Raw genomic sequence first — 22,094 nt, forward strand, 5'->3', positions numbered from 1 at the left:
AAGTTAGCGAGATGAATGCAGAAAAACGCGGAGAAATTCATGAGTAGTAAAGAACAGAAAACGCCTGAGGGGCAAGCCCCTGAAGAAATTATCACGGAACAGCATGATGAAGTTGAGGCTGTAGAGCCAGACGCATCTGCTGAGCAGGTGGACCCGCGCGATGAGAAAATTGCGAATCTGGAAGCTCAGTTAGCAGAGGCACTGAATCGTGAACGCGACGGCGTGCTGCGTATCAAAGCGGAAATGGAAAACCTGCGTCGTCGTACCGAACTGGACGTTGAAAAAGCGCATAAATTTGCGCTGGAGAAATTCGTCAACGAACTGCTGCCGGTGATTGATAGCCTCGATCGCGCGCTGGAAGTGGCTGATAAAGCGAATCCGGACAACGCAGCGATGATCGAAGGTATCGAACTGACGCTGAAATCCATGCTCGATGTGGTGCGTAAGTTCGGCGTAGAAGTGATTGCGGATACCGACGTCCCACTGGATCCTAACGTGCACCAGGCGATCGCGATGGTGGAATCAGAAGACGTTGAAGCCGGTAAAGTACTGGGCGTGATGCAGAAAGGTTATACCCTGAACGGCCGTACCATTCGTGCTGCAATGGTGACCGTGGCGAAAGCGAAAGCGTAATTTGCCGTCCTGTAGTGCCGGGTGGTGGCTTCGCCTTACCCGGCACTACAATATTATTCCGCGATACTTTCGCGCAGTGGTTTAACAGGCAGGACCTTCACCTGCTTAATCATATTGTCCTGCACGTCCAGGATATCAATATCGTACTGTTCAATTCGTACCCGCGTGCCCGCAGCCGGGATCTCTTCAAGCGCTTCGAGGATCATGCCGTTCATGGTTCGCGCTTCATCTTCCGGTAAATGCCAGTTAAAAGCTTTGTTGAGTTCGCGAATGTTGGCGCTTCCGTCAATCAGCACCGAGCCGTCGTTTTGTGGGGTCACTTCTTCCGCAAGGGAAGGGGACATTGAGGTGGTAAAGTCCCCGACAATCTCTTCCAGAATATCTTCGACCGTCACCAGCCCCTGAATATCGCCGTACTCATCAACCACCAGGCCGACTTTCTTCTTGTTACGCTGGAATTTCACCAGTTGCGTACTGAGCGGTGTTCCTTCCGGTACGTAATAAATTTCATCGGCGGCACGTAGCATCACCTCTTTGGTGAACTCTTTTTTCTCGGTCATCAGGCGGTAAGCTTCGCGCACGCGCAGCATGCTGATGGTGTCATCGAGAGAGTCGCGATAGAGCACAATACGCCCGTGCGGGGAGTGCGTCAGCTGGCGGACGATGGCTTTCCAGTCATCGTTGATATCAATACCTACGATTTCATTACGCGGCACCATGATGTCGTTTACGCTCACCTTCTCCAGATCAAGCACCGACAGGAGCATGTCCTGATTACGTCGGGAAATCTGCGAGCGGGATTCATTCACGATGGTGCGCAGCTCGTCTTTGCTGAGCGCACTGCTGATGGCGACGTCGGCTTTAATGCCCACCATCCGCATCAGGATACGGGTGACCATATTCAACAGCCAGACCAGCGGCATCATCAGGATCAGTAGCGGTGCGAGCAAGAAGCTGCTCGGGTAAGCCACTTTTTCCGGGTAAAGCGCGGCGATGGTTTTGGGTAGTACCTCCGCAAATACCAGCACCGCAAACGTCAGCACACCAGTGGCAATAGCGACCCCGGCATTGCCGTACAGGCGCATCCCGACGATGGTGCCCAGCGCAGAGGCAAGAATGTTGACAAGGTTATTGCCAATCAGCACCAGGCTTATCAGGCGATCCGGCTTGCGGAGCAGTTTTTCGACGCGACGGGCGGCACGGTTACCCTGCTTAGCACGATGACGTAACCGGTAGCGGTTTAAGGTCATCATGCCGGTTTCCGAGCCAGAGAAATAGGCGGAGATGACCACCATGACGATCAGCGTAACGATCAGCGTGGTGGTAGAGATGTGTTCCAGGGGGAACTCCTTTGTTTCTTAGCCAGCAAATTGCTGTATGAAGCGGCTGCCAAAATAGGCAAGGGTGAGAATGCCCGCACCCGCGACGTTGAACCAGACCACGCGGCGACCGCGCCAGCCTTCATGGTAATGGCCCCATAGCAGGACAATATAGACAAACCACGCAACGATAGAGAGTACCGCTTTATCAATATTCTCCACGCTGAACAGGTTTTTCATGTAGAACAGGCCCGTGCAGAGCGTGAGTGTCAGCAGAACCACGCCCACCTGGGTGATGTGGAACATTTTACGTTCAATGACCATCAGCGGTGGCATCTCGTGGTTGAACGCCAGCTTTTTGTTTTTGAGCTGATAGTCAATCCAGGCGAGCTGCATGGCGTAGAGCGCGGCGATAATCAGCGTCGCGTAGGCAAAAAGCGACAGGCCGATATGCACCAGCATACCTGGCGTCGCCTCCAGATGCGTAATGAACTCATTGGGCATAAAGGTGGCCAAAGCCAGATTGATCAGCGCAAAGGTATACACAATCGGCAGCAGTAACCAGCCGCGATTCTTAGAGGCCACAATGGTCATCACCGTGCAGATCATCAGGCTGACCAGCGAGCCGACGTTGAGGACGCTCAGGTTTTGCACGCTGCCGTCACCGGGGATGATGCGTGATTCCAGCGCAAAAGCGTGGCTTATCAGTGCGATCACCGCGGAAAGAATAGCCATGCGCCGCCAGCCGCTGTTTTTTTGCAGCAGTCCGGGAATGATCAGCGCGAGGCTGACAGAGTAGGCAACAAGGGCGATCAGTGCGAAAACAGGCATATAGGCATCGACAGTTGTCTTAATAAGAAAGAGAAGCAGTATAACGTTACGTGACGCCTGCTCCAACCGTTGCATAACAACAAAGGCGCCTTCATGTTATACTCTGGCAAAATTCTGTGTATGTGTCGCTCATGGCGACCCAACGTTTCTACTCAGGCGAGAGACAATGTTTGATAATTTAACCGATCGTTTGTCGCGCACGCTGCGCAACATCAGCGGCCGCGGACGCCTTACCGAAGACAACATCAAGGAAACGCTGCGCGAAGTGCGCATGGCGCTGCTGGAAGCAGACGTGGCGTTGCCGGTTGTGCGTGATTTTATCAACCGCGTTAAAGAGAAAGCGGTTGGTCATGAAGTTAACAAGAGCCTAACCCCGGGTCAGGAGTTCGTCAAAATCGTTCGTAACGAACTGGTTTCGGCGATGGGTGAAGAGAACCAGGTACTTAACCTGGCGGCTCAGCCACCGGCCGTGGTGCTGATGGCGGGTCTGCAGGGTGCGGGTAAAACGACCAGCGTCGGTAAGCTGGGTAAATTCCTGCGCGAGAAGCACAAGAAGAAAGTGCTGGTGGTGTCTGCGGACGTCTATCGCCCGGCGGCGATCAAACAGCTGGAAACGCTGGCAGAGCAGGTTGGCGTGGATTTCTTCCCGTCAGACGTGGCTCAGAAACCTGTCGACATCGTTAATGCCGCGCTGAAAGAAGCGAAGCTGAAATTCTACGACGTGCTGCTGGTGGATACCGCCGGTCGTCTGCACGTTGACGAAGCGATGATGGACGAAATCAAGCAGGTGCATGCCTCTATCAATCCGGTAGAAACCCTGTTTGTTGTCGATGCCATGACCGGCCAGGATGCGGCAAATACCGCGAAAGCGTTTAATGAAGCGCTGCCATTAACCGGCGTAGTGCTGACCAAAGTGGACGGTGACGCCCGTGGTGGTGCAGCCCTCTCTATTCGTCACATTACCGGTAAGCCGATTAAATTCCTCGGTGTGGGCGAAAAAACCGAAGCGCTGGAGCCATTCCACCCGGACCGTATCGCCTCACGCATCCTCGGTATGGGCGACGTGCTGTCGCTGATCGAAGATATCGAGAGCAAGGTTGACCGCGCACAGGCTGAAAAACTTGCCAGTAAGCTGAAAAAAGGTGACGGTTTCGATCTCACCGACTTCCTTGAGCAACTGCGTCAGATGAAAAACATGGGCGGCATGGCGAGCCTGATGGGCAAACTGCCGGGCATGGGCCAGATCCCTGACAACGTTAAAGCGCAGATGGATGACAAGGTGCTGGTGCGTATGGAGGCGATCATCAACTCGATGACCCTTAAAGAACGTGCTAACCCGGATATCATCAAAGGTTCCCGTAAACGCCGTATTGCCGCCGGTTGTGGCATGCAGGTACAGGACGTTAACCGCCTTCTGAAACAGTTCGACGACATGCAGCGCATGATGAAGAAAATGAAGAAAGGCGGCATGGCGAAGATGATGCGTGGGATGAAAGGGATGATGCCCCCAGGCTTTCCAGGACGTTAATCGCTTTTGAGATTGCTTTTTGCCCGAAAATGAGTAAAATTTTCGGGCTTTTAATATGACACCCGGGCTCCGTTCCTCGATGGGGCCCGGTTGTTTTATTCACACAAGAGGATGTTATGGTAACTATTCGTTTAGCACGTCACGGCGCTAAAAAGCGTCCGTTCTACCAGGTTGTTGTGACTGACAGCCGTAATGCACGCAACGGTCGCTTCATCGAGCGCGTTGGTTTCTTCAACCCACTGGCCGCTGGCGCAGAAGAAGAAACTCGTCTGGATCTGGATCGTATCGCTCACTGGGTTGGCCAGGGCGCTACTGTTTCCGATCGCGTTGCTACGCTGATCAAAGCAGCAAACAAAGCAGCTTAATCTGTCACGGTGGTCATGATGAGCAATAAAGCACCTGTTGAACCGATCGTATTGGGAAAAATGGGTTCTTGCTACGGTATCCGTGGTTGGCTCAGAGTGTTTTCCTCCACTGAAGACGCTGATAGCATTTTTAATTACCAGCCCTGGTTTATCCAGAAAGGCGGTAAGTGGGAAGAGGTCGAGCTGGAAAGCTGGCGTCACCACAATCAGGACATCATCATCAAGCTGAAAGGCGTTGATGATCGTGATGCCGCGAATGCGCTGACTAATTGTGAAATTGTCGTGGATTCGTCGCAGTTGCCGGCGCTGGAAGAGGGGGACTACTACTGGAAAGACCTTATGGGTTGCCAGGTTGTTACCACCGAAGGCTACAGCCTGGGAAAAGTCATCGATATGATGGAAACCGGGTCAAATGACGTTCTCGTCATCAAGGCAAACCTGAAAGATGCATTTGGCATCAAGGAGCGGTTGGTCCCGTTCCTCGATGGACAGGTTATCAAGAAAGTCGATCTCACTACTCAAACGATTGAAGTAGATTGGGATCCTGGTTTTTAAATTCTCCGGATAAACGGTAAAAGACGGCGCTATGTGGATTGGCATAATTAGCCTGTTTCCTGAAATGTTCCGCGCGATTACCGATTACGGGGTAACTGGCCGGGCAGTAAAGAATGGCCTGCTGAGCATCCAGAGCTGGAGTCCTCGTGACTTTACTCATGACCGGCACCGTACCGTGGACGATCGTCCTTACGGCGGCGGACCGGGGATGCTAATGATGGTGCAACCCTTACGGGACGCCATTCACACAGCAAAAGCCGCGGCAGGTGAAGGCGCAAAGGTGATTTATCTGTCACCTCAGGGACGCAAGCTTGATCAAGCGGGCGTGAGCGAACTGGCGACGAATCAAAAGCTGATTCTGGTCTGTGGTCGCTACGAAGGGATAGATGAGCGCGTAATTCAAACCGAGATTGACGAAGAATGGTCTATCGGCGATTACGTTCTCAGCGGTGGTGAGTTACCAGCAATGACGCTGATTGACTCCGTCGCCCGGTTCATTCCGGGGGTTCTGGGTCACGAAGCTTCAGCAACGGAAGATTCCTTTGCTGATGGGTTGCTGGACTGCCCACACTATACTCGTCCTGAAGTGTTAGAAGGGATGGAAGTACCGGCAGTGTTACTGTCTGGAAACCATGCCGGGATACGTCGCTGGCGTTTGAAGCAGTCGCTGGGCCGAACCTGGCTTAGAAGACCTGAACTTCTGGAAAACCTGGCTCTGACTGAAGAGCAAGCAAAGTTGCTGGCCGAGTTCAAAACTGAACACGCGCAACAGCAGCATGAACATGATGGGAATGCGTAATACGCTCCCGAATATCAGTTTACCCAGGATAAGAGATTAAATTATGAGCAACATTATTAAGCAACTTGAACAAGAGCAGATGAAGCAGGACGTACCTTCCTTCCGTCCAGGTGACACCGTGGAAGTGAAAGTATGGGTTGTTGAAGGTTCCAAAAAACGTCTGCAGGCATTCGAGGGCGTGGTTATCGCTATTCGTAACCGCGGTCTGCACTCTGCATTCACTGTTCGTAAAATTTCCAACGGCGAAGGCGTTGAGCGTGTCTTCCAGACTCACTCTCCGGTAGTTGACAGCATTGCTGTTAAACGTCGTGGTGCTGTACGTAAAGCTAAACTGTACTACCTGCGTGAGCGTACTGGTAAGTCTGCTCGTATTAAAGAGCGTCTGAACTAAGATTCGCTTAAGCGACATCCTGTTAAAAAGGGCTGGCCGAAAGGCTGGCCCTTTTTTTATCTCATCGCATCTCTCGCGTTAACTCTTTTGTCATAAATCATTTACAATGCTTGCCTCTTCCGTGGAGGGTAAGTGTATAACGTACTGCATCAGCACAACTGGAAACGCGCTGCGGCATTGACCGCACTGTTCGCGATCCTGCTGATCGTGGTGGCGCCGCTTATCTCTGTCTCGCTGCAAAAAGATCCCATGAGTGCCATGCCGGGTATGCATCATGACATGAGCATGATGCTGATGGATGAACATCATGGTGATATGCAGCACACCATGCCTGTTGACCATGCGGAAGCGTGTGGCTACTGCGTACTATTAGCCCATGTTCCGGGTGTGATGCTGGCTCTGATCGTCCTGCTCAGTGTGGTGCTGCAAAGGCTTCGTGTTAAACCACCGCGCCAGGTGGTTTGTCATTGGCACTTTTTCCCCTGGCTTTATCCTGATACCCGCGCGCCACCGCATCAGTCTGCTTTTTCCCTTTAAAAAAATATCGATAACTTTTTGCCTTAAAAAGGAAAAGTATGACTACCTGCACTCCGCGCGCGGCATGGGGAAACCTGCTGCGTCGCCTGCATTTCTATATCGGGCTGTTTGTCGGCCCATTTATCTTCTTCGCTGCGCTGACCGGTACGCTGTATGTAGCAACGCCGCAACTGGAAAATGCTCTGTATCGGCACGCGCTCTACACGGATTCAGTGGGGGAGGCGCAACCTCTGGCGGAACAAATTGCCGTGGCTGAAAAAACCATTGGCACCGATCTGCGTTTACACGCCGTTCGTCCTGGCCTGGTTGCGGGTGAAACCACCCGTGTGATGTTTGCTGACCCTGCGCTTGGCCCATCGGAGACCCGCGCTATTTTTATCGATCCAGTCAGCCTTGCGGTGCGTGGTGATATGACGGTGTATGGTACCAGCGGAATTTTACCGCTCCGCCAGTCCATTGATTATCTGCATACCTCGCTGATGCTGGGTGATGTCGGGCGGCTCTATAGCGAGCTGGCGGCCTCGTGGATGTGGGTTGCCGCGCTGGGAGGGATTGCCCTGTGGTTTTATACCCGACCAAAACGCCGAATTAACAATCGTTTCCAGAATCGGTGTCGCGTGCATGTGACGTTAGGCTGGACGTTGCTGGGGGGAATGCTGTTGTTCTCAGTGACAGGCCTGACCTGGTCTCAATGGGCGGGGGGAAACGTTGATAAGCTGCGTGCTGAGATGAACTGGCTAACCCCGCAGGTGAACACGACGCTTTCCGGTCAGCAGGAGATCGTGGATGAACACGCCGAACACCGTGGTCATCACAGCGGAATGATGATGCATGAGATGGCGATGGATCTCACCCATTTTGATGGTGTGCTAAGCGCTGCACGTAATGCAGGAATTGAGGCCAACAAGCTGGAGATCCGCCCGGCGAAAACAGCGAATCAAGCCTGGACTGTGACGGAAATCGATCGTAGCTGGCCGACGCAGGTCGACGTCGTAGCAGTTGACCCCAATACGATGCAGATTCTGGACAGAACCCGCTTCGAGGATTTCCCGTTGATGGCGAAGCTCACCCGCTGGGGGGTAGATTTCCATATGGGGATCTTATTCGGTCTGGTTAATCAGTTGCTGCTTGTGGCGTTTGGCCTGGCGTTGTGTGTGCTAATCATCTGGGGATACTGGATGTGGTGGATGCGTCGTCCGGCGCAATCTGCGGCAAATCCGGTCCAGACGCTTTGTCAGAGTTGGCTGGCGCTCTCGGGATGGGGAAAGGTCGTCACGGCGATAATCAGTGTACTGCTCGGGCTGGCTTTGCCAGTAATGGGCGTAAGTCTGGCTCTGTTTGTTCTGGTTGACTGGCTGCGCTGGCGAGCGGCAACTGGCGTGTCGCTCGCCGAATCATCCGCTAAATAACCTTATGGTGTGCTGATAACGACTGCCACCCGACGGTTTTCAGCACGCCCTTGCGGGGTACTGTTGCTCGCAACCGGATATTTTTTACCTAATCCCTGCGTGGTGAGATTACTGCGCGGGATATTTGCCCCTTTTGCCCACGCGTCTGCTACGACGTTCGCGCGTTTTAATGAAAGCGCCTCGTTATAGCCCTCCTCGCCATAGTTATCTGTGTGACCATCCATGCGGGCATGGTTTAAGCCGGTCGCTGCCAGACGTGAAGCCATCGTCTGGATCTGGGTTTCACTTTCCGGGCGCAGTGTGGCGTCATTTTTATCAAACAGGATTTTGTCCGACAGCCCCAGAGACCAGTCGCCATTTAATTCGTTAAAGCCGTATGACTTCATTGCCGCTATTTGCTCTGGAGTGAATTTCCCTTTTGGCGGAGTCTGACAGCCAGCCAGGACGAGTGATGCCAGTAACAACGGCGCGAAGTATCGCTTTAACATATCATATTCCTTTTAGGATATTGTTTTCGAACGCTGGTTTTTCACCAGATACATATTGCGGTCGGCATGCTCCAGTAATGCCTCTACTGAGGTATTTTCCCACGCCAGAGCATAACCAATGCTGAGTGACATTGATGCAGTGTGCCCATTATGCAGATCAAACGGACGGATAAACTGCTGCGATAGTGCAGCAGAAATGTGTTGGACCTCGAGTTCAGAATGCACGCCGTATAGCACCATGGCGAATTCGTCACCGCCGAGGCGGTATGATTGATAACGTTTATCGCCAAATTCAACCATCCTGCTAGCGACTTCAATTAGCACGCAATCGCCTGCAGCATGCCCCCAGGTGTCATTAATAAATTTGAAATTATCGCCATCGAGGAACAGCAGAGCAGAGTTTGTTTTCGCGGAGATGTCGTTCATTAATGCCGCGATGCTGTTACGAAAAGCCGCCCGATTGGCAAGACCGGTCAATGGATCGTGCATGGCGGTGCGCAGCAACTGGGCGTTTTTCGCCTGCAGCTTCAGTTGCCATTCCTCCATCTCATCCAGAAGGCTGTTGAAGTCTTCACCAAACTGGTGAAATTCTTCGATACGACCATCTCTTACCCGGCGAGAGAAGTTGCGATTCGTCCGTACGTCATGAACGACGTCGGTAATGTTTTGCAGGGCCGTTACCATACCATGATGCAATGATCGTGTAATGGTGAGTGCGACGACGGTAGCAAAAAGAATGCAGCCGGTGAGAACGGCAAATGACATCCAGATGAAATGGCTAATGAGGTTGTCACGTGCGGTAAGGCGAATTTCGCCGATCATCACACCATTATGCATGATGGGCTGTGAAATCGGTTCGGGGAAAAGCCAGCGGCTGACCAACGCACCCAGCGTGTCGTTGTTATCTTCCGGGTTCCATGACCAGTATGCAAACCGCTTTTTATGCGCGTTGACGACTTCTGCCACGGCAAACTGCCCCTGTTTACCCAGAGTGGCAAGTGTTTCGTTGGCTGCCAGTGAATCGTTGAAAACCAGGGAGGCTTCAAGGCTATGGCTCATCGTTGCGCCGGTTAATTCGAGATTTTTTTGTGCGTATTGCTTTAATGTCACGACGGATGCAAAGCAGAGCAAAAGCCATATTAACGTCATCGTTATGATGACGCTTATCATGTTGATTCGCCTCAATGTTCTTTTAAACGTTGGGCGTGGCGTTGATGTGAAATCTTTATCCATGCTGCTTATTCCGTGCAAGCATTAATACATCCGGATTGACTCTCACGCCACTTCGAGCCAACGCATCAAGATTGACAGAAAATCGTACCTGACCGTGATCGATTATCAGGCAAAAGGCACTGCCAATAGCACATTCCGGATTTTGCTCTGAGATTAATAGCAATGCTCTGCCCTGATATTGACTTATTAATTCAAGTTGTTTTGCAGGCGATTCAGACCCGAAATAAATAGCATCGCACGTTTCGGCCAGGGCTTCCTGATCGTTACGTACAATGACAGGAGTATAAGGTAACCCGCTGATTTGCCCCTCTTCGTCGCTGAGTGCACGAGTGTAGTGAGAAGAGGCATAAACGCAGAGTTTAGGCTGCCCGGATAGTGATGGCCATCGCGTATAGCTCACAATACCTGAGACAATCGAGCGTACCGATTTATCCGTTTCCGTAAGCGCGCCTGCCGTCGCTGGGCCCACCATAAGGAACAGCATTAGTGCCAGAGTGAGTCGGAAAAAAGAGATCAAGAATGAATTTCTCACCAGAATCCGCCACATCGCTCCGGAAATAGATGTCCTTGAGAGTTGCGGGCAGAATACCATTGTTTATCAAAGCCGTCATTATGTCAGAAATAACCTGAGGCCGACCTAAGCTAAATCCTACTGTTGTTTATTTTCCGATGGATAAAAACAGACTTAATTTAGTCTGCTGGAACGCATACTTTCATCCATCCCTTTTTGCCATGACTCATGCAGTTTTGCTGCGTTTTCGGCAGTATCGCAACTGGCTGGAAAAGATTTGCCTGCTAATCCCCAGGCGTGAATAAACCCCTCTTCACAGACTTTCTTCTGACCATCGGCATAGCCACGAAGATATTCACTACGATCAACGTGTGGGTCGTTAAAACTATCGGCCAGGGTCTGGTTATCTTTAACCGGCAGGCCGTTCATGGCGTCTTCTTTACCTGCATCAAACCAGGATGGACTGGTCCAGTCGGGCTGGAAGGTGTAAGGATTGATCTGGCAGCCCGATAAAAACAGCGACAACAGCGCGAGAGCAATTGAACGCATAGCCATTCTCCTTTTTTCTTCAGCATAGCCTGGCTAAAGAAAGTTGCTGTGTAATTTAAAGTTTACGTTTTTATGCCATGATTTTTGCAATAAATTGGCTTGTGTAAATTAAAGTGTACGTATTTTGGATTGAAATGTTTACTTTTTATGGTATGGTGGTTTCACCTCTTTGAGGAAAACAACTATCGCAAACGAGTTTTACAGGATCGCCATCATGCAAAAAGACGCGCTGAACAACGTACATATCACTGACGAACAGGTTTTAATTACGCCGGATCAACTGAAAGCGGAGTTCCCGCTGAGCGTTGCGCAGGAGGCTCAGATTGAGCATTCTCGCCAGACCATTTCTGACATCATCGCTGGCCGCGATCCGCGCCTGCTGGTGGTATGTGGTCCTTGCTCCATTCACGATCCCGAAACCGCCATTGAGTACGCTCGTCGATTTAAAGCATTAGCGGAGGAGGTCAGCGATAGCCTCTATCTGGTGATGCGCGTCTATTTTGAAAAGCCACGTACTACCGTTGGCTGGAAAGGGTTGATTAACGATCCGCACATGGATGGCTCGTTTGATGTGGAAGCCGGGCTGAAGATTGCGCGTCGCCTGCTGGTGGAACTGGTCAGCATGGGGCTGCCGCTGGCGACGGAAGCGCTGGATCCGAATAGCCCGCAATACCTCGGCGATCTGTTCAGCTGGTCCGCAATTGGTGCGCGCACCACGGAATCACAAACTCACCGCGAGATGGCGTCTGGCCTGTCAATGCCAGTTGGTTTTAAAAATGGTACTGATGGCAGCCTGGCTACCGCGATCAACGCCATGCGCGCCGCCGCAATGCCGCACCGTTTTGTCGGTATTAACCAGGCAGGACAGGTTTGCCTTCTGCAAACGCAAGGCAATCCGGATGGTCATGTGATCCTGCGCGGGGGGAAAGCACCGAATTACAGCCCGGCGGATGTGGCGCAGTGTGAAAAAGAGATGGAGCAGGCGGGACTGCGTCCTGCACTGATGGTAGATTGCAGTCATGGTAATTCGAACAAAGATTACCGTCGTCAGCCTGCGGTTGCAGAATCGGTGGTCGCGCAGATCAAAGATGGCAACCGTTCTATTATAGGTCTGATGATTGAGAGCAATATTCATGAAGGCAATCAATCATCTGAACAACCGCGTAGCGCAATGAAGCATGGTGTATCCGTGACGGATGCCTGCATCAGCTGGGAGACCACCGATGCGCTGCTGCGTGAGATCCATAAAGATTTAAACGGCCAGCTGGCGACGCGTCTGGCTTAAGAGGTTAGGTATGGTTGCTGAATTGACCGCATTACGCGATCAAATAGATGAAGTGGATAAGGCGCTGCTGGACCTGCTGGCGCGCCGCATGGCGTTGGTTGCTGAAGTCGGTGAGGTTAAAAGCAAATACGGCCTGCCGATTTATGTGCCGGAGCGTGAAGCCTCAATGTTGGCCTCTCGTCGCAAAGAGGCTCAGGCGCTGGGTGTCTCTCCGGATTTGATTGAAGATGTCTTGCGTCGTGTGATGCGGGAATCTTATTCGAGTGAAAATGACAAGGGCTTCAAAACCCTTTGTCCGTCTCTGCGTCCGGTGGTCATTGTTGGTGGTGCCGGCCAGATGGGACGTCTGTTTGAAAAAATGCTGGCGCTTTCTGGCTACCAAGTGCGCATTCTGGAAAAAGAGGATTGGGCAAAAGCTCCTGAACTCATGAAAGATGCCGGAATGGTGATCGTCAGCGTACCGATCCATGTGACGGAGCAGATCATCGGGAAGCTTCCTCCATTACCGAAAGATTGCATCCTGGTTGATCTGGCATCTGTTAAAAATGGTCCGCTTCAGGCGATGCTGGCGGTGCATACCGGCCCGGTGCTGGGTCTGCACCCCATGTTTGGCCCGGACAGCGGTAGCCTGGCGAAGCAGGTAGTTGTTTACTGTGATGGTCGTCAGCCGGAAGCCTATCAATGGTTCCTTGAACAGATTCAGGTATGGGGCGCACGGTTGCACCGCATCAGCGCGGTTGAGCATGATCAGAACATGGCGTTTATTCAGGCGCTTCGCCACTTTGCGACCTTTGCTTATGGGCTGCATCTGGCGGAAGAGAATGTGCAGCTTGAACAGCTACTGGCGCTCTCTTCACCGATCTATCGTCTGGAACTGGCGATGGTCGGGCGTCTCTTTGCGCAGGATCCCCAGCTTTACGCTGACATTATTATGTCGTCTGAGAACAACCTGGCACTGATTAAGCGCTATTATCAGCGTTTCGGCGAAGCCATTACGCTGCTGGAGCACGGAGACAAGCAGGCATTTATCGACAGCTTCCGCAAAGTCGAGCATTGGTTTGGCGATTATGCGCAGCGTTTCCAGAGTGAGAGCCGTACATTGTTGCGTCAGGCAAATGACAGTCGCCAGTAATGCGATGATGTATATACTGAAAGCCAGCATTGCTGGCTTTTTTCATTTTGGGGAACTGTCATGGCCGAACCGCAGCTGCTGTTGAATTACACCGGGCATCTGCCTGAGTGCCCAACGTGGAGTGCAGAAGAGACCGCGCTCTACTGGGCTGATATTCTGGAAGGGGAGATCCACCGATATCATCTGCCGACGGCGGAACACACCGTGCTTTCATTCCATGAAGAGGTGGGCTGTTTCGCTCTGCGTGAGCGTGGCGGGTTTATCGTCGCCATGCGCAATGGTATCTGGCTTGCCGATAAACACGGGCTACTCCAGCGTAAAGTGTGTGATAACCCGTCTAACCCGCAACTGGCGCGCTTTAATGATGGGGGAACCGATCATCATGGGCGGTTCTATGCGGGGACGTTCTGGGGGCCGGGTGATTACAACGGCGCACTGTTGATGCGTATCGACAACGACCTGACACCGAAAGTGATCCAGTGCGATATTCACGGGCACAACGGTTTAGCGTTTAGTCCGGATAAACAATGGATGTATACCTCTGACACGCCAAACGGCGTTATCTATCGTACGCCGCTTGATGACCAGGGGGAACCCGGCAGGCGTGAGGTATTTCATCGGTTTAAGGAAGGCGAAGGGATACCGGACGGTGCAGCGATGGATGTGGAAGGTTGTTACTGGAGCGCACTGTTTGATGGCTGGCGTATCGCGCGTTTTTCACCGCAAGGAGAGCAACTGGAAGTGTATCGAATGCCGGTACGGTGCCCGACAATGGTCTGTTTTGGTGGTGATGATATGAAAACGCTGTTTATTACCACTACGCGGGAAAACATGGATGTGGAGGAGGTGGCGAAGTACCCACTCTCCGGAGCCATCTTCACCCTGCCCGTCAGTGTGGCAGGGATGAAGAAAAGCCGCTTTATCGAACGTTAGGTCGGGTCGACCGGAACGACGTTTTCACTCGGGTAACAGCCCAGCACTTTCATTGAACGGGTGATTTCGCCCAGTTCACGCAGGGCTTTTTGCATTGAGGAAGATTCCAGGTTGGCCTGGATATCAAGATAAAACATCTCTTCCCACGGATTTCCATGAATCGGGCGTGATTCCAGTTTCGTCATGATCAGGTTGTGGTTACGCAGTACCAGCAGTGCTTCAACCAGCGCACCGGCCTGTTGGCCGGTGGCCATCAGCAGCGTGGTTTTCGCGGGTACCTGGTCAGAGACGTTAATAGCCTTGCGGGCAAGCACCACGAAGCGGGTGATATTTTGCGTCTGGTTTGCCAGGTTTCGTTCCAGTACCTGAAGGCCATACAGCGCACCACCGGCCTCGCTACCCAGTGCGGCAACGGTTGGGGAATTTGCCTGCGCCACTTTTTCCATCGCCGCAGAGGTGCTTTCAGTGTACTCAATTTTCCAGTTCGGATAGCGGTTCAGGAACTGGCTACATTGCTGGAACGGCTGCGGATGGCTGTACACCGTTTCGATTTTGCTGAGGTCAGTGGAGCCAGAGACCAGGACACAATGATCAATTGGAATGGTCAGCTCACCAACCAGCGACAGACTGGTGTGTTGCAGCAGGTCGTAGACATCATTGATGGCACCGGAGCTGGTATTTTCAATCGGGACCACGGCGTAATCAGCCTGGCCGGTTTCAACCTGATTGAAAATATCGGCAAACTTCGCGCATCCACTTTCAATAAACTCTTCGAAATGGCGGGCTGCATACTGACGTGCCGCCAGGTGTGAATACGAACCTTTCGGACCCAGAAACGCGACACGGGCAGAGTGCGGATTGGTTTTATTCAGATGCTGCTGCAACAGCGCTTGTTGGGTCAGAACCGAGTCTTCGATGATGAGCTGGAACAAGCGGGTGATGTAATGCGCATCCAGGTGATGCGCTTTGCCGAGCTGAATCAGGCGCTCCAGCAGGTCACGCTCGCGGTCGATATCACGCACCGGACGATGGGAATCCAGTTTAGCTTTGCCCACTTCGACAGCGAGTAAGCGGCGTTCTGCCAGCAGTGCCAGTAATTTCTCATCCAGCGCGCTGATTTTAACGCGTAGATCCAGTAACGGGTTTTCCGGTGTCATAGTGTTGCCTGTCTCGTTTTATCGTTATCAATAAAAAAGGCCTCCCGGGGTGGGAGGCCTTGTTGTTCGTCTTCGCATTCTTTATCACACGACGAAACGCCTCCCATTCAGGGGAAGGTAAAAAAGAATGCGAAGAAAAACGGCGTTAGTTTCATGAAATCATCCTGTGCTTGATACCGTTAAAGTACCCGTACTGTTTTCACCCTGTCAATAAAAAACGCGCCCGAAGGCGCGTTGGCGGTACACTCAATTTAAAGGATTACTCTTCTTCAACTTCTTCCGCGAAGCTGGCGTCTTTCACCGATGTTGTGGCGCGACGGGCTTCACCTTTGTGTTGCACTTTATTGAGCTGCCGTTCCAGCTTGTTGATCAAATCGTTAATTGCGGTGTACATATCTTCATGTTTTGCGCTGGCGACCAGATGGCCGTTTGGAGTATTGATAGTTGCGTCAGCGATGAAACCCTGCGGCTCCTTGGACAGAATGATATGTGGATTAATCAAATGAGTTTGCCATTTATCCAGTTTGGCGAGACGGTCTGCGACGTGCTGGCGAATTGCCGGAGTAATTTCCATTTGTTTACTGGTAATGTTCATTGTCATAAATTTTACCTCTTGTCTTTCCGTCTTGGTGATTCCAGCATACCCGACCTAATGTCAAAATGTGTGATTTAGATCACGTTATTTTGTCGGTTTTTGTCAGGGAATCTTTTTTGTGAGGCAGGGCAGGAAGAGGTGATATTTACCTTGTGGAAGGCAAAAATTACGGTCATAGTTGATAGGATGTGTTGAGGCTAAACCGCTTCAGCTTATATCCAGAATGAATAAAAAAACGGCAGCCTTCGGGCTGCCGTTCTACATTGAGGCAATATCAGGTATTGCTGCTGTTTGCTGCGATGATTTTCGCTACTTTGTCAGCCTGAGCGGTCATCTGCATCTGACGGTAAGCATTTTCCATCAGCTTCAGACCATCACGCGTTGCCTGAGTATCCGGATAATCACGCAACATACCTTCTACGCGGTTAACCACGGCAACCCATGCGCCACGACGGGTATAGTATTCCGCCACGGAGTATTCATACTTTGCCAGACGATCTTTCAGGAACACCAGACGTTTGGTCGCGTCAGTCACGTACTGACTGTTCGGATAGCCGCGCACCAGTTTGGAGAAGTCATTGAAGGCATCACGTGCATGCTGTGGGTCACGGTCGGAACGATCCACGCCGAAGAAGCCCTGCAGAGCACTGTCGTCCAGCGCCATGTTGGTGAGGCCGCGCATGTACATCACATAGTCGATGTTAGGATGAGTCGGGTTCAGACGCATGAAACGATCGATGGTTGCCTGAGCCAGCGGCAGATCGGCATTTTTGTAGTATGCGTAGATGAGATCTAACTGTACCTGCTGCGAATACGGACCAAATGGATAGCGATTATCCAACGCTTCCAGTTGCGTTATCGCCTGTTTCCAGTTACCGTCCTGCAACTTTTGTTGTGCAGTCGCATAGATTTCATTCGGCGGATTGTCAGGGACCTGTTCATTTGAACCGGAGCAGCCCACCAAAGCCAGGCTCAACGTGGCCGCTGCCACCAGATATTTCATGCGCGTCATGACGTTTTGACTTTCCTCAAATGTTTGTCCGGGAGAAACTCTGTTCCTGCTCCCGATTAAGACCAGCTACAATAGCACACTATATTAAACGGCAAAGCCGTAAAACCCAACGTTAAACGAAGAAGCAGTTTATGGCACAACGAGTAGAACTCACCGCAACAGTCTCCGAAAATCAGCTCGGTCAACGCTTAGATCAGGCTTTGGCCGAATTGTTCCCTGATTATTCGCGTTCACGCATAAAAGAATGGATCCTTGACCAGCGCGTGCTGGTAAACGGCAAGATCTGGGACAAACCAAAAGAGAAAGTGTTAGGTGGGGAAGCTGTCGCCATCAATGCTGAAATCGAAGAGGAAATCCGCTTCGAGCCGCAGGATATCCCACTGGACATCGTCTATGAAGATGATGACATTCTGGTGATCAACAAGCCACGCGACCTGGTTGTTCATCCGGGGGCGGGGAATCCTGACGGTACAGTACTTAACGCGCTTCTCCATTATTATCCGCCGATCGCAGATGTCCCACGCGCGGGAATCGTTCACCGTCTGGATAAAGACACCACCGGTTTGATGGTGGTGGCGAAGACCGTTCCAGCTCAGACCCGTCTGGTGGAATCGCTGCAGCTGCGCGAAATCACTCGAGAGTATGAAGCGGTAGCCATTGGGCATATGACCTCTGGTGGAACAGTGGAAGAGCCAATCAGCCGTCACCCAACCAAACGTACTCATATGTCGGTGCATCCGATGGGTAAACCGGCGGTGACGCACTATCGCATTATGGAACACTTCCGTATTCATACGCGCCTGCGTCTGCGCCTGGAAACCGGGCGTACTCACCAGATCCGCGTGCATATGGCCCACATTACCCACCCGCTGGTGGGGGATCAGGTATATGGTGGTCGCCCGCGTCCGCCAAAAGGCGCATCGGATGAGTTCATCAGCGTATTGCGTAAATTCGATCGTCAGGCGCTGCACGCGACCATGCTGCGTCTTTACCATCCTATCACTGGTATTCAGATGGAGTGGCATGCGCCTATCCCGCAGGATATGGTGGAACTTATTGACGCCATGCGTGCCGATTTCGAAGAACATAAGGATCAAGTGGACTGGTTATGACCAAACTGATTGTCCCGGAATGGCCATTACCTGCAGGTGTGGCCGCCTGTAGTTCAACCCGTATTGGCGGTGTGAGCCAGGGGGCGTGGGAGTCACTGAACCTCGGTGCACACTGTGGCGACAACCTGGAGCACGTTGAAGAAAACCGCAAGCGTCTGTTTGCTGCGGGAAACTTGCCGTCGAAACCGGTTTGGCTGGAACAGGTTCATGGAAAAACGGTGCTGAAGCTGACGGGAGAATCCTACGTTTCAAAACGCGCTGATGCCTCTTACAGTAATATTCCGGGAACGGTTTGTGCCGTGATGACTGCCGATTGTCTGCCTGTTCTGTTCTGTAACCGTGCAGGTACTGAGGTCGCAGCAGCACATGCGGGATGGCGCGGCTTGTGTGAAGGTGTGCTGGAGGAGACCGTCTCCTGCTTTAAAGATGAACCTGCCAATATCATGGTCTGGCTTGGCCCGGCCATTGGTCCCCGTGCTTTTGAGGTGGGACCAGAGGTTCGTGAAGCCTTTATCGATAAAGATCTGCAAGCAATGGACGCCTTCCTGCCTTCGGGGGATAAATATCTGGCCGATATTTACCAGCTTGCTCGCCAGCGCCTGAATAATGTCGGTGTGACGCAGATCTTCGGTGGCGATCGCTGTACCTTCACCGAAAAGGGTGATTTTTTCTCTTATCGCCGCGACAAGACGACGGGTCGTATGGCAAGTTTTATTTGGCTGATATAACCTAAAGAATCAAGACGATCCGGCACGTGCCGTTTTCTTTTCACATAATTCAGGTCATTAACCTTGAATAATTGAGGGATGACCTCATTTAATCTCCAGTAGCAAATTTGACCTGTTATGGGAGGAGTTATGCGTCTGGATCGTCTTACTAATAAATTCCAGCTTGCTCTCGCCGATGCCCAGTCCCTTGCACTGGGGCACGACAACCAATTTATCGAACCTCTTCATTTAATGAGCGCCTTGCTGAATCAGGAAGGGGGATCGGTACGTCCTTTATTAACGTCCGCTGGTATTAATGCTGGCCAGTTACGCACAGCCATCGATCAGGCGCTGAGCCGCTTACCGCAGGTAGAAGGTACCGGCGGCGACGTTCAACCGTCGCAGGATCTGGTGCGTGTGCTGAACCTTTGCGACAAGCTGGCGCAAAAACGTGGGGACAACTTTATTTCGTCAGAGTTGTTTGTTCTGGCGGCGCTTGAATCACGCGGTACCTTGACCGACCTGCTGAAATCTGCCGGTGCAACCACCGCCAATGTGACTCAGGCGATTGAGAAAATGCGCGGAGGTGAAAGCGTGAACGATCAGGGAGCCGAAGACCAACGTCAGGCTTTGAAGAAATTTACGGTCGATCTGACCGAACGTGCTGAACAGGGCAAACTTGACCCAGTTATTGGCCGTGACGAAGAGATCCGCCGTACTATCCAGGTATTGCAGCGTCGTACCAAGAATAACCCGGTACTGATTGGCGAACCGGGTGTCGGTAAAACCGCCATTGTTGAAGGGCTGGCGCAGCGAATCGTCAACGGTGAAGTGCCGGAGGGGCTGAAAGGCCGTCGTGTACTGGCGCTGGATATGGGCGCGTTGGTAGCCGGGGCGAAATACCGTGGTGAGTTCGAAGAGCGTCTGAAAGGCGTGCTTAACGATCTGGCGAAACAGGAAGGCAATGTCATCCTGTTTATCGACGAACTGCACACTATGGTCGGTGCGGGTAAAGCGGACGGCGCGATGGATGCCGGGAACATGCTGAAACCTGCTCTGGCGCGTGGTGAACTTCACTGCGTCGGTGCCACTACGCTTGATGAGTATCGTCAGTACATTGAAAAAGATGCTGCTCTTGAACGTCGTTTCCAGAAAGTGTTTGTTGCTGAGCCAAGCGTTGAAGATACCATCGCGATTTTGCGTGGTCTGAAAGAGCGTTATGAGCTGCACCACCATGTGCAGATCACTGACCCGGCCATTGTTGCCGCGGCGACACTTTCGCATCGTTATATTGCCGATCGTCAGTTGCCGGATAAAGCAATCGACCTGATCGATGAAGCGGCTTCAAGCATTCGTATGCAGATTGACTCGAAACCGGAAGAGCTCGACAGGCTCGACCGCCGTATCATCCAGCTCAAGCTGGAACAGCAGGCGCTGAAGAAAGAGTCTGATGAAGCCAGTAAGAAACGCCTGGATATGCTCAATGAAGAACTGGACGATAAAGAACGCCAGTATTCTGAACTGGAAGAAGAGTGGAAAGCCGAGAAAGCATCCCTTTCTGGCACTCAGACCATAAAGGCGGAACTCGAACAGGCAAAAATTGCCATTGAGCAGGCCCGCCGTGTGGGCGATCTGGCGCGGATGTCAGAGCTGCAGTACGGCAAAATTCCTGAGCTGGAAAAACAGCTTGAGATTGCTACGCAGTCTGAAGGCAAAACGATGCGTCTGTTGCGTAATAAAGTGACGGATGCGGAAATTGCCGAAGTGCTGGCTCGCTGGACTGGTATCCCTGTGGCACGCATGCTGGAAGGTGAGCGTGAAAAACTGCTGCGTATGGAGCAGGATTTACATAACCGGGTGATTGGTCAGAACGAGGCGGTTGAAGCGGTTTCCAACGCGATCCGTCGTAGCCGTGCAGGGCTGTCCGATCCAAACCGCCCGATTGGTTCGTTCCTGTTCCTGGGGCCAACCGGTGTCGGTAAAACCGAGCTGTGTAAAGCGCTGGCTAACTTTATGTTCGACAGCGATGATGCGATGGTGCGTATCGACATGTCCGAGTTTATGGAGAAGCATTCTGTTTCGCGTCTGGTCGGGGCACCTCCGGGATACGTGGGTTATGAAGAAGGTGGTTATCTGACAGAAGCGGTGCGTCGTCGTCCTTATTCCGTCATTCTGCTGGACGAGGTAGAGAAAGCGCATCCGGATGTCTTCAACATTCTGCTTCAGGTGCTGGATGATGGTCGTCTGACCGATGGGCAGGGGAGAACAGTCGACTTCCGTAATACGGTTGTCATCATGACCTCGAACCTGGGTTCCGATTTGATTCAGGAACGTTTCGGTGAGCTGGACTATAGCCATATGAAGGATCTGGTGCTCGGTGTCGTGAGCCATAACTTCCGTCCTGAGTTCATCAACCGTATTGATGAAGTGGTGGTATTCCATCCTCTGGGTGAGAAACACATTGCGTCGATTGCGCAGATCCAGTTGCAGCGTCTGTACAAACGTCTGGAAGAGCGTGGATATGAAATTCACATCTCCGACGAGGCGCTGAAGCTGCTGAGCGAGAATGGTTACGATCCGGTGTACGGTGCACGTCCATTAAAACGTGCTATCCAACAGCAGATCGAAAATCCGCTGGCGCAGCAGATTCTTTCCGGAGAGTTGATTCCAGGCAAAGTTATCCGTCTGGAAGCCAACGACGATCGCATTGTGGCAGTGCAGTAAGTCACAAAACGAAAAAACGAGCCGCTTGCGGCTCGTTTTTGTTTAAAAACCAGGCGAAAATTGAGGTCTGAAATGAAGTTTGCCTGGAAAGTGAGCAGTTGGAAAATAATTTTCACTTTATCCTTGCGGCTTCGGAATAACTCCCTATAATGCGCCTCCACTGACACGGAACAACGGCACGCACGCCGCCGGGTCAGCAGAGAAAAGCAAAATAAACGCTTGACTCTGTAGCGGGAAAGCGTAACATGCACACCCCGCGCCGCAGCGAAAACGAAGCGGCACTGCTCTT

Annotated in this window: 24 protein-coding genes and 1 other annotated feature; of the genes, 14 read left to right on the top strand and 10 right to left on the bottom strand. The window is 52.0% G+C overall.

Translation table 11 applies throughout. The annotated features are described in order from the left end of the window. Window positions 1–39 precede the first annotated feature (39 nt). Window positions 40–633: a nucleotide exchange factor GrpE gene (grpE, locus tag HED65_RS11790; protein ID WP_147279798.1), complete on the top strand. Its 594-nt coding sequence runs from the start codon at window positions 40–42 to the stop codon at window positions 631–633. A gap of 53 nt (window positions 634–686) precedes the next feature. Here the strand turns inward: grpE and HED65_RS11795 are convergent, their stop codons facing one another. Beyond that, entirely contained in the window at window positions 687–1,973 is a 1,287-nt protein-coding gene (locus HED65_RS11795; RefSeq protein ID WP_114978718.1) for an HlyC/CorC family transporter, read from the bottom strand. An 18-nt stretch (window positions 1,974–1,991) separates the two neighbouring features. Then, on the bottom strand, window positions 1,992–2,783 hold the full coding sequence (locus HED65_RS11800; RefSeq protein ID WP_032666789.1) for a cytochrome C assembly family protein: 792 nt from the start codon (window positions 2,781–2,783) through the stop codon (window positions 1,992–1,994). Window positions 2,784–2,949: 166 nt separating this feature from the next. Between HED65_RS11800 and ffh the strand changes: the two genes are divergently transcribed. The 7 genes from ffh (at window position 2,950) to HED65_RS11835 (ending at window position 8,367) form a co-directional block, all read left to right on the top strand. Then, window positions 2,950–4,311, top strand: a complete 1,362-nt coding sequence (gene ffh / locus HED65_RS11805; protein WP_008502496.1) for a signal recognition particle protein — start codon at window positions 2,950–2,952, stop codon at window positions 4,309–4,311. 116 nt (window positions 4,312–4,427) lie between these two features. After that, entirely contained in the window at window positions 4,428–4,676 is a 249-nt protein-coding gene (rpsP, locus tag HED65_RS11810) for a 30S ribosomal protein S16 (protein ID WP_003863133.1), read from the top strand. A gap of 15 nt (window positions 4,677–4,691) precedes the next feature. Next, complete coding sequence (gene rimM, locus HED65_RS11815) at window positions 4,692–5,231, top strand: ribosome maturation factor RimM (protein WP_049007936.1); 540 nt, start codon at window positions 4,692–4,694, stop codon at window positions 5,229–5,231. Between the two features lie 31 nt (window positions 5,232–5,262). Then, on the top strand, window positions 5,263–6,030 hold the full coding sequence (gene trmD, locus HED65_RS11820) for a tRNA (guanosine(37)-N1)-methyltransferase TrmD (protein ID WP_028016734.1): 768 nt from the start codon (window positions 5,263–5,265) through the stop codon (window positions 6,028–6,030). A gap of 43 nt (window positions 6,031–6,073) precedes the next feature. Continuing rightward, the gene (gene rplS, locus HED65_RS11825) at window positions 6,074–6,421 is read left to right on the top strand and encodes a 50S ribosomal protein L19 (protein ID WP_002914145.1); all 348 of its coding nucleotides are present in this window, start codon (window positions 6,074–6,076) and stop codon (window positions 6,419–6,421) included. Window positions 6,422–6,553: 132 nt separating this feature from the next. Further along, on the top strand, window positions 6,554–6,958 hold the full coding sequence (locus tag HED65_RS11830) for a DUF2946 domain-containing protein (protein ID WP_114978719.1): 405 nt from the start codon (window positions 6,554–6,556) through the stop codon (window positions 6,956–6,958). Window positions 6,959–6,996: 38 nt separating this feature from the next. Then, the gene (locus HED65_RS11835) at window positions 6,997–8,367 is read left to right on the top strand and encodes a PepSY-associated TM helix domain-containing protein (protein WP_114978720.1); all 1,371 of its coding nucleotides are present in this window, start codon (window positions 6,997–6,999) and stop codon (window positions 8,365–8,367) included. Between the two features lie 2 nt (window positions 8,368–8,369). Here HED65_RS11835 and HED65_RS11840 read toward each other — a convergent pair whose 3' ends face one another. The 4 genes from HED65_RS11840 to HED65_RS11855 all read right to left on the bottom strand — a co-directional run bounded on the left by HED65_RS11840 (window position 8,370) and on the right by HED65_RS11855 (window position 11,148). Then, window positions 8,370–8,855: an OmpA family protein gene (locus HED65_RS11840; protein ID WP_114978721.1), complete on the bottom strand. Its 486-nt coding sequence runs from the start codon at window positions 8,853–8,855 to the stop codon at window positions 8,370–8,372. Window positions 8,856–8,867: 12 nt separating this feature from the next. Beyond that, on the bottom strand, window positions 8,868–10,088 hold the full coding sequence (gene dgcN / locus HED65_RS11845; protein WP_114978722.1) for a diguanylate cyclase DgcN/YfiN: 1,221 nt from the start codon (window positions 10,086–10,088) through the stop codon (window positions 8,868–8,870). Continuing rightward, window positions 10,081–10,635 carry a regulatory sequestration protein YfiR gene (gene yfiR / locus HED65_RS11850; protein ID WP_189338747.1) on the bottom strand — a complete coding sequence of 185 codons (555 nt, stop codon included), beginning with the start codon at window positions 10,633–10,635 and terminating at the stop codon, window positions 10,081–10,083. Before yfiR ends, dgcN begins: the two co-directional genes overlap by 8 nt. 138 nt (window positions 10,636–10,773) lie before the next feature. Continuing rightward, window positions 10,774–11,148, bottom strand: coding sequence for a DUF2799 domain-containing protein (locus HED65_RS11855; RefSeq protein WP_028016728.1), 375 nt, complete (start codon window positions 11,146–11,148; stop codon window positions 10,774–10,776). A gap of 214 nt (window positions 11,149–11,362) precedes the next feature. Here HED65_RS11855 and aroF point away from each other — a divergent pair, with 214 nt between their 5' ends. From aroF to HED65_RS11870, 3 genes are read left to right on the top strand one after another with little or no spacing between them, the layout of a single operon-like run. Next, window positions 11,363–12,433, top strand: a complete 1,071-nt coding sequence (gene aroF / locus HED65_RS11860) for a 3-deoxy-7-phosphoheptulonate synthase AroF (protein ID WP_014832942.1) — start codon at window positions 11,363–11,365, stop codon at window positions 12,431–12,433. A 10-nt stretch (window positions 12,434–12,443) separates the two neighbouring features. Then, a complete protein-coding gene (tyrA, locus tag HED65_RS11865) occupies window positions 12,444–13,565 on the top strand; it encodes a bifunctional chorismate mutase/prephenate dehydrogenase (RefSeq protein ID WP_114978724.1) in 1,122 nt (373 codons plus the stop codon). A 60-nt stretch (window positions 13,566–13,625) separates the two neighbouring features. Further along, complete coding sequence (locus tag HED65_RS11870; protein WP_114978725.1) at window positions 13,626–14,498, top strand: SMP-30/gluconolactonase/LRE family protein; 873 nt, start codon at window positions 13,626–13,628, stop codon at window positions 14,496–14,498. Here the strand turns inward: HED65_RS11870 and pheA are convergent. The 4 genes from pheA to bamD all read right to left on the bottom strand — a co-directional run bounded on the left by pheA (window position 14,495) and on the right by bamD (window position 17,262). Continuing rightward, the gene (pheA, locus tag HED65_RS11875) at window positions 14,495–15,655 is read right to left on the bottom strand and encodes a bifunctional chorismate mutase/prephenate dehydratase (protein ID WP_114978726.1); all 1,161 of its coding nucleotides are present in this window, start codon (window positions 15,653–15,655) and stop codon (window positions 14,495–14,497) included. The two genes, HED65_RS11870 and pheA, sit on opposite strands and share 4 nt — an antisense overlap. A gap of 30 nt (window positions 15,656–15,685) precedes the next feature. After that, window positions 15,686–15,811: a sequence feature (Phe leader region), on the bottom strand. Then, the gene (pheL, locus tag HED65_RS11880; RefSeq protein ID WP_100249759.1) at window positions 15,763–15,810 is read right to left on the bottom strand and encodes a pheA operon leader peptide PheL; all 48 of its coding nucleotides are present in this window, start codon (window positions 15,808–15,810) and stop codon (window positions 15,763–15,765) included. Its footprint overlaps the feature before it by 48 nt. A gap of 103 nt (window positions 15,812–15,914) precedes the next feature. Continuing rightward, entirely contained in the window at window positions 15,915–16,256 is a 342-nt protein-coding gene (gene raiA, locus HED65_RS11885; RefSeq protein ID WP_008502470.1) for a ribosome-associated translation inhibitor RaiA, read from the bottom strand. Between the two features lie 268 nt (window positions 16,257–16,524). Then, entirely contained in the window at window positions 16,525–17,262 is a 738-nt protein-coding gene (gene bamD, locus HED65_RS11890) for an outer membrane protein assembly factor BamD (RefSeq protein WP_013098339.1), read from the bottom strand. Window positions 17,263–17,393: 131 nt separating this feature from the next. On the opposite strand from bamD, the gene rluD reads away from it, so the two are divergent. From rluD to clpB, 3 genes are all read left to right on the top strand, one after another. Next, entirely contained in the window at window positions 17,394–18,374 is a 981-nt protein-coding gene (gene rluD, locus HED65_RS11895) for a 23S rRNA pseudouridine(1911/1915/1917) synthase RluD (RefSeq protein ID WP_028016723.1), read from the top strand. Further along, window positions 18,371–19,102, top strand: a complete 732-nt coding sequence (yfiH, locus tag HED65_RS11900; RefSeq protein WP_114978727.1) for a purine nucleoside phosphorylase YfiH — start codon at window positions 18,371–18,373, stop codon at window positions 19,100–19,102. The genes rluD and yfiH overlap by 4 nt, the downstream gene beginning before the upstream one ends. A 129-nt stretch (window positions 19,103–19,231) precedes the next feature. After that, on the top strand, window positions 19,232–21,805 hold the full coding sequence (gene clpB / locus HED65_RS11905) for an ATP-dependent chaperone ClpB (protein WP_023308864.1): 2,574 nt from the start codon (window positions 19,232–19,234) through the stop codon (window positions 21,803–21,805). Window positions 21,806–22,094 lie beyond the last annotated feature (289 nt).

It is taken from the genome of Pantoea sp. LS15 (genome assembly GCF_012241585.1).
Lineage (GTDB): Bacteria > Pseudomonadota > Gammaproteobacteria > Enterobacterales > Enterobacteriaceae > Enterobacter.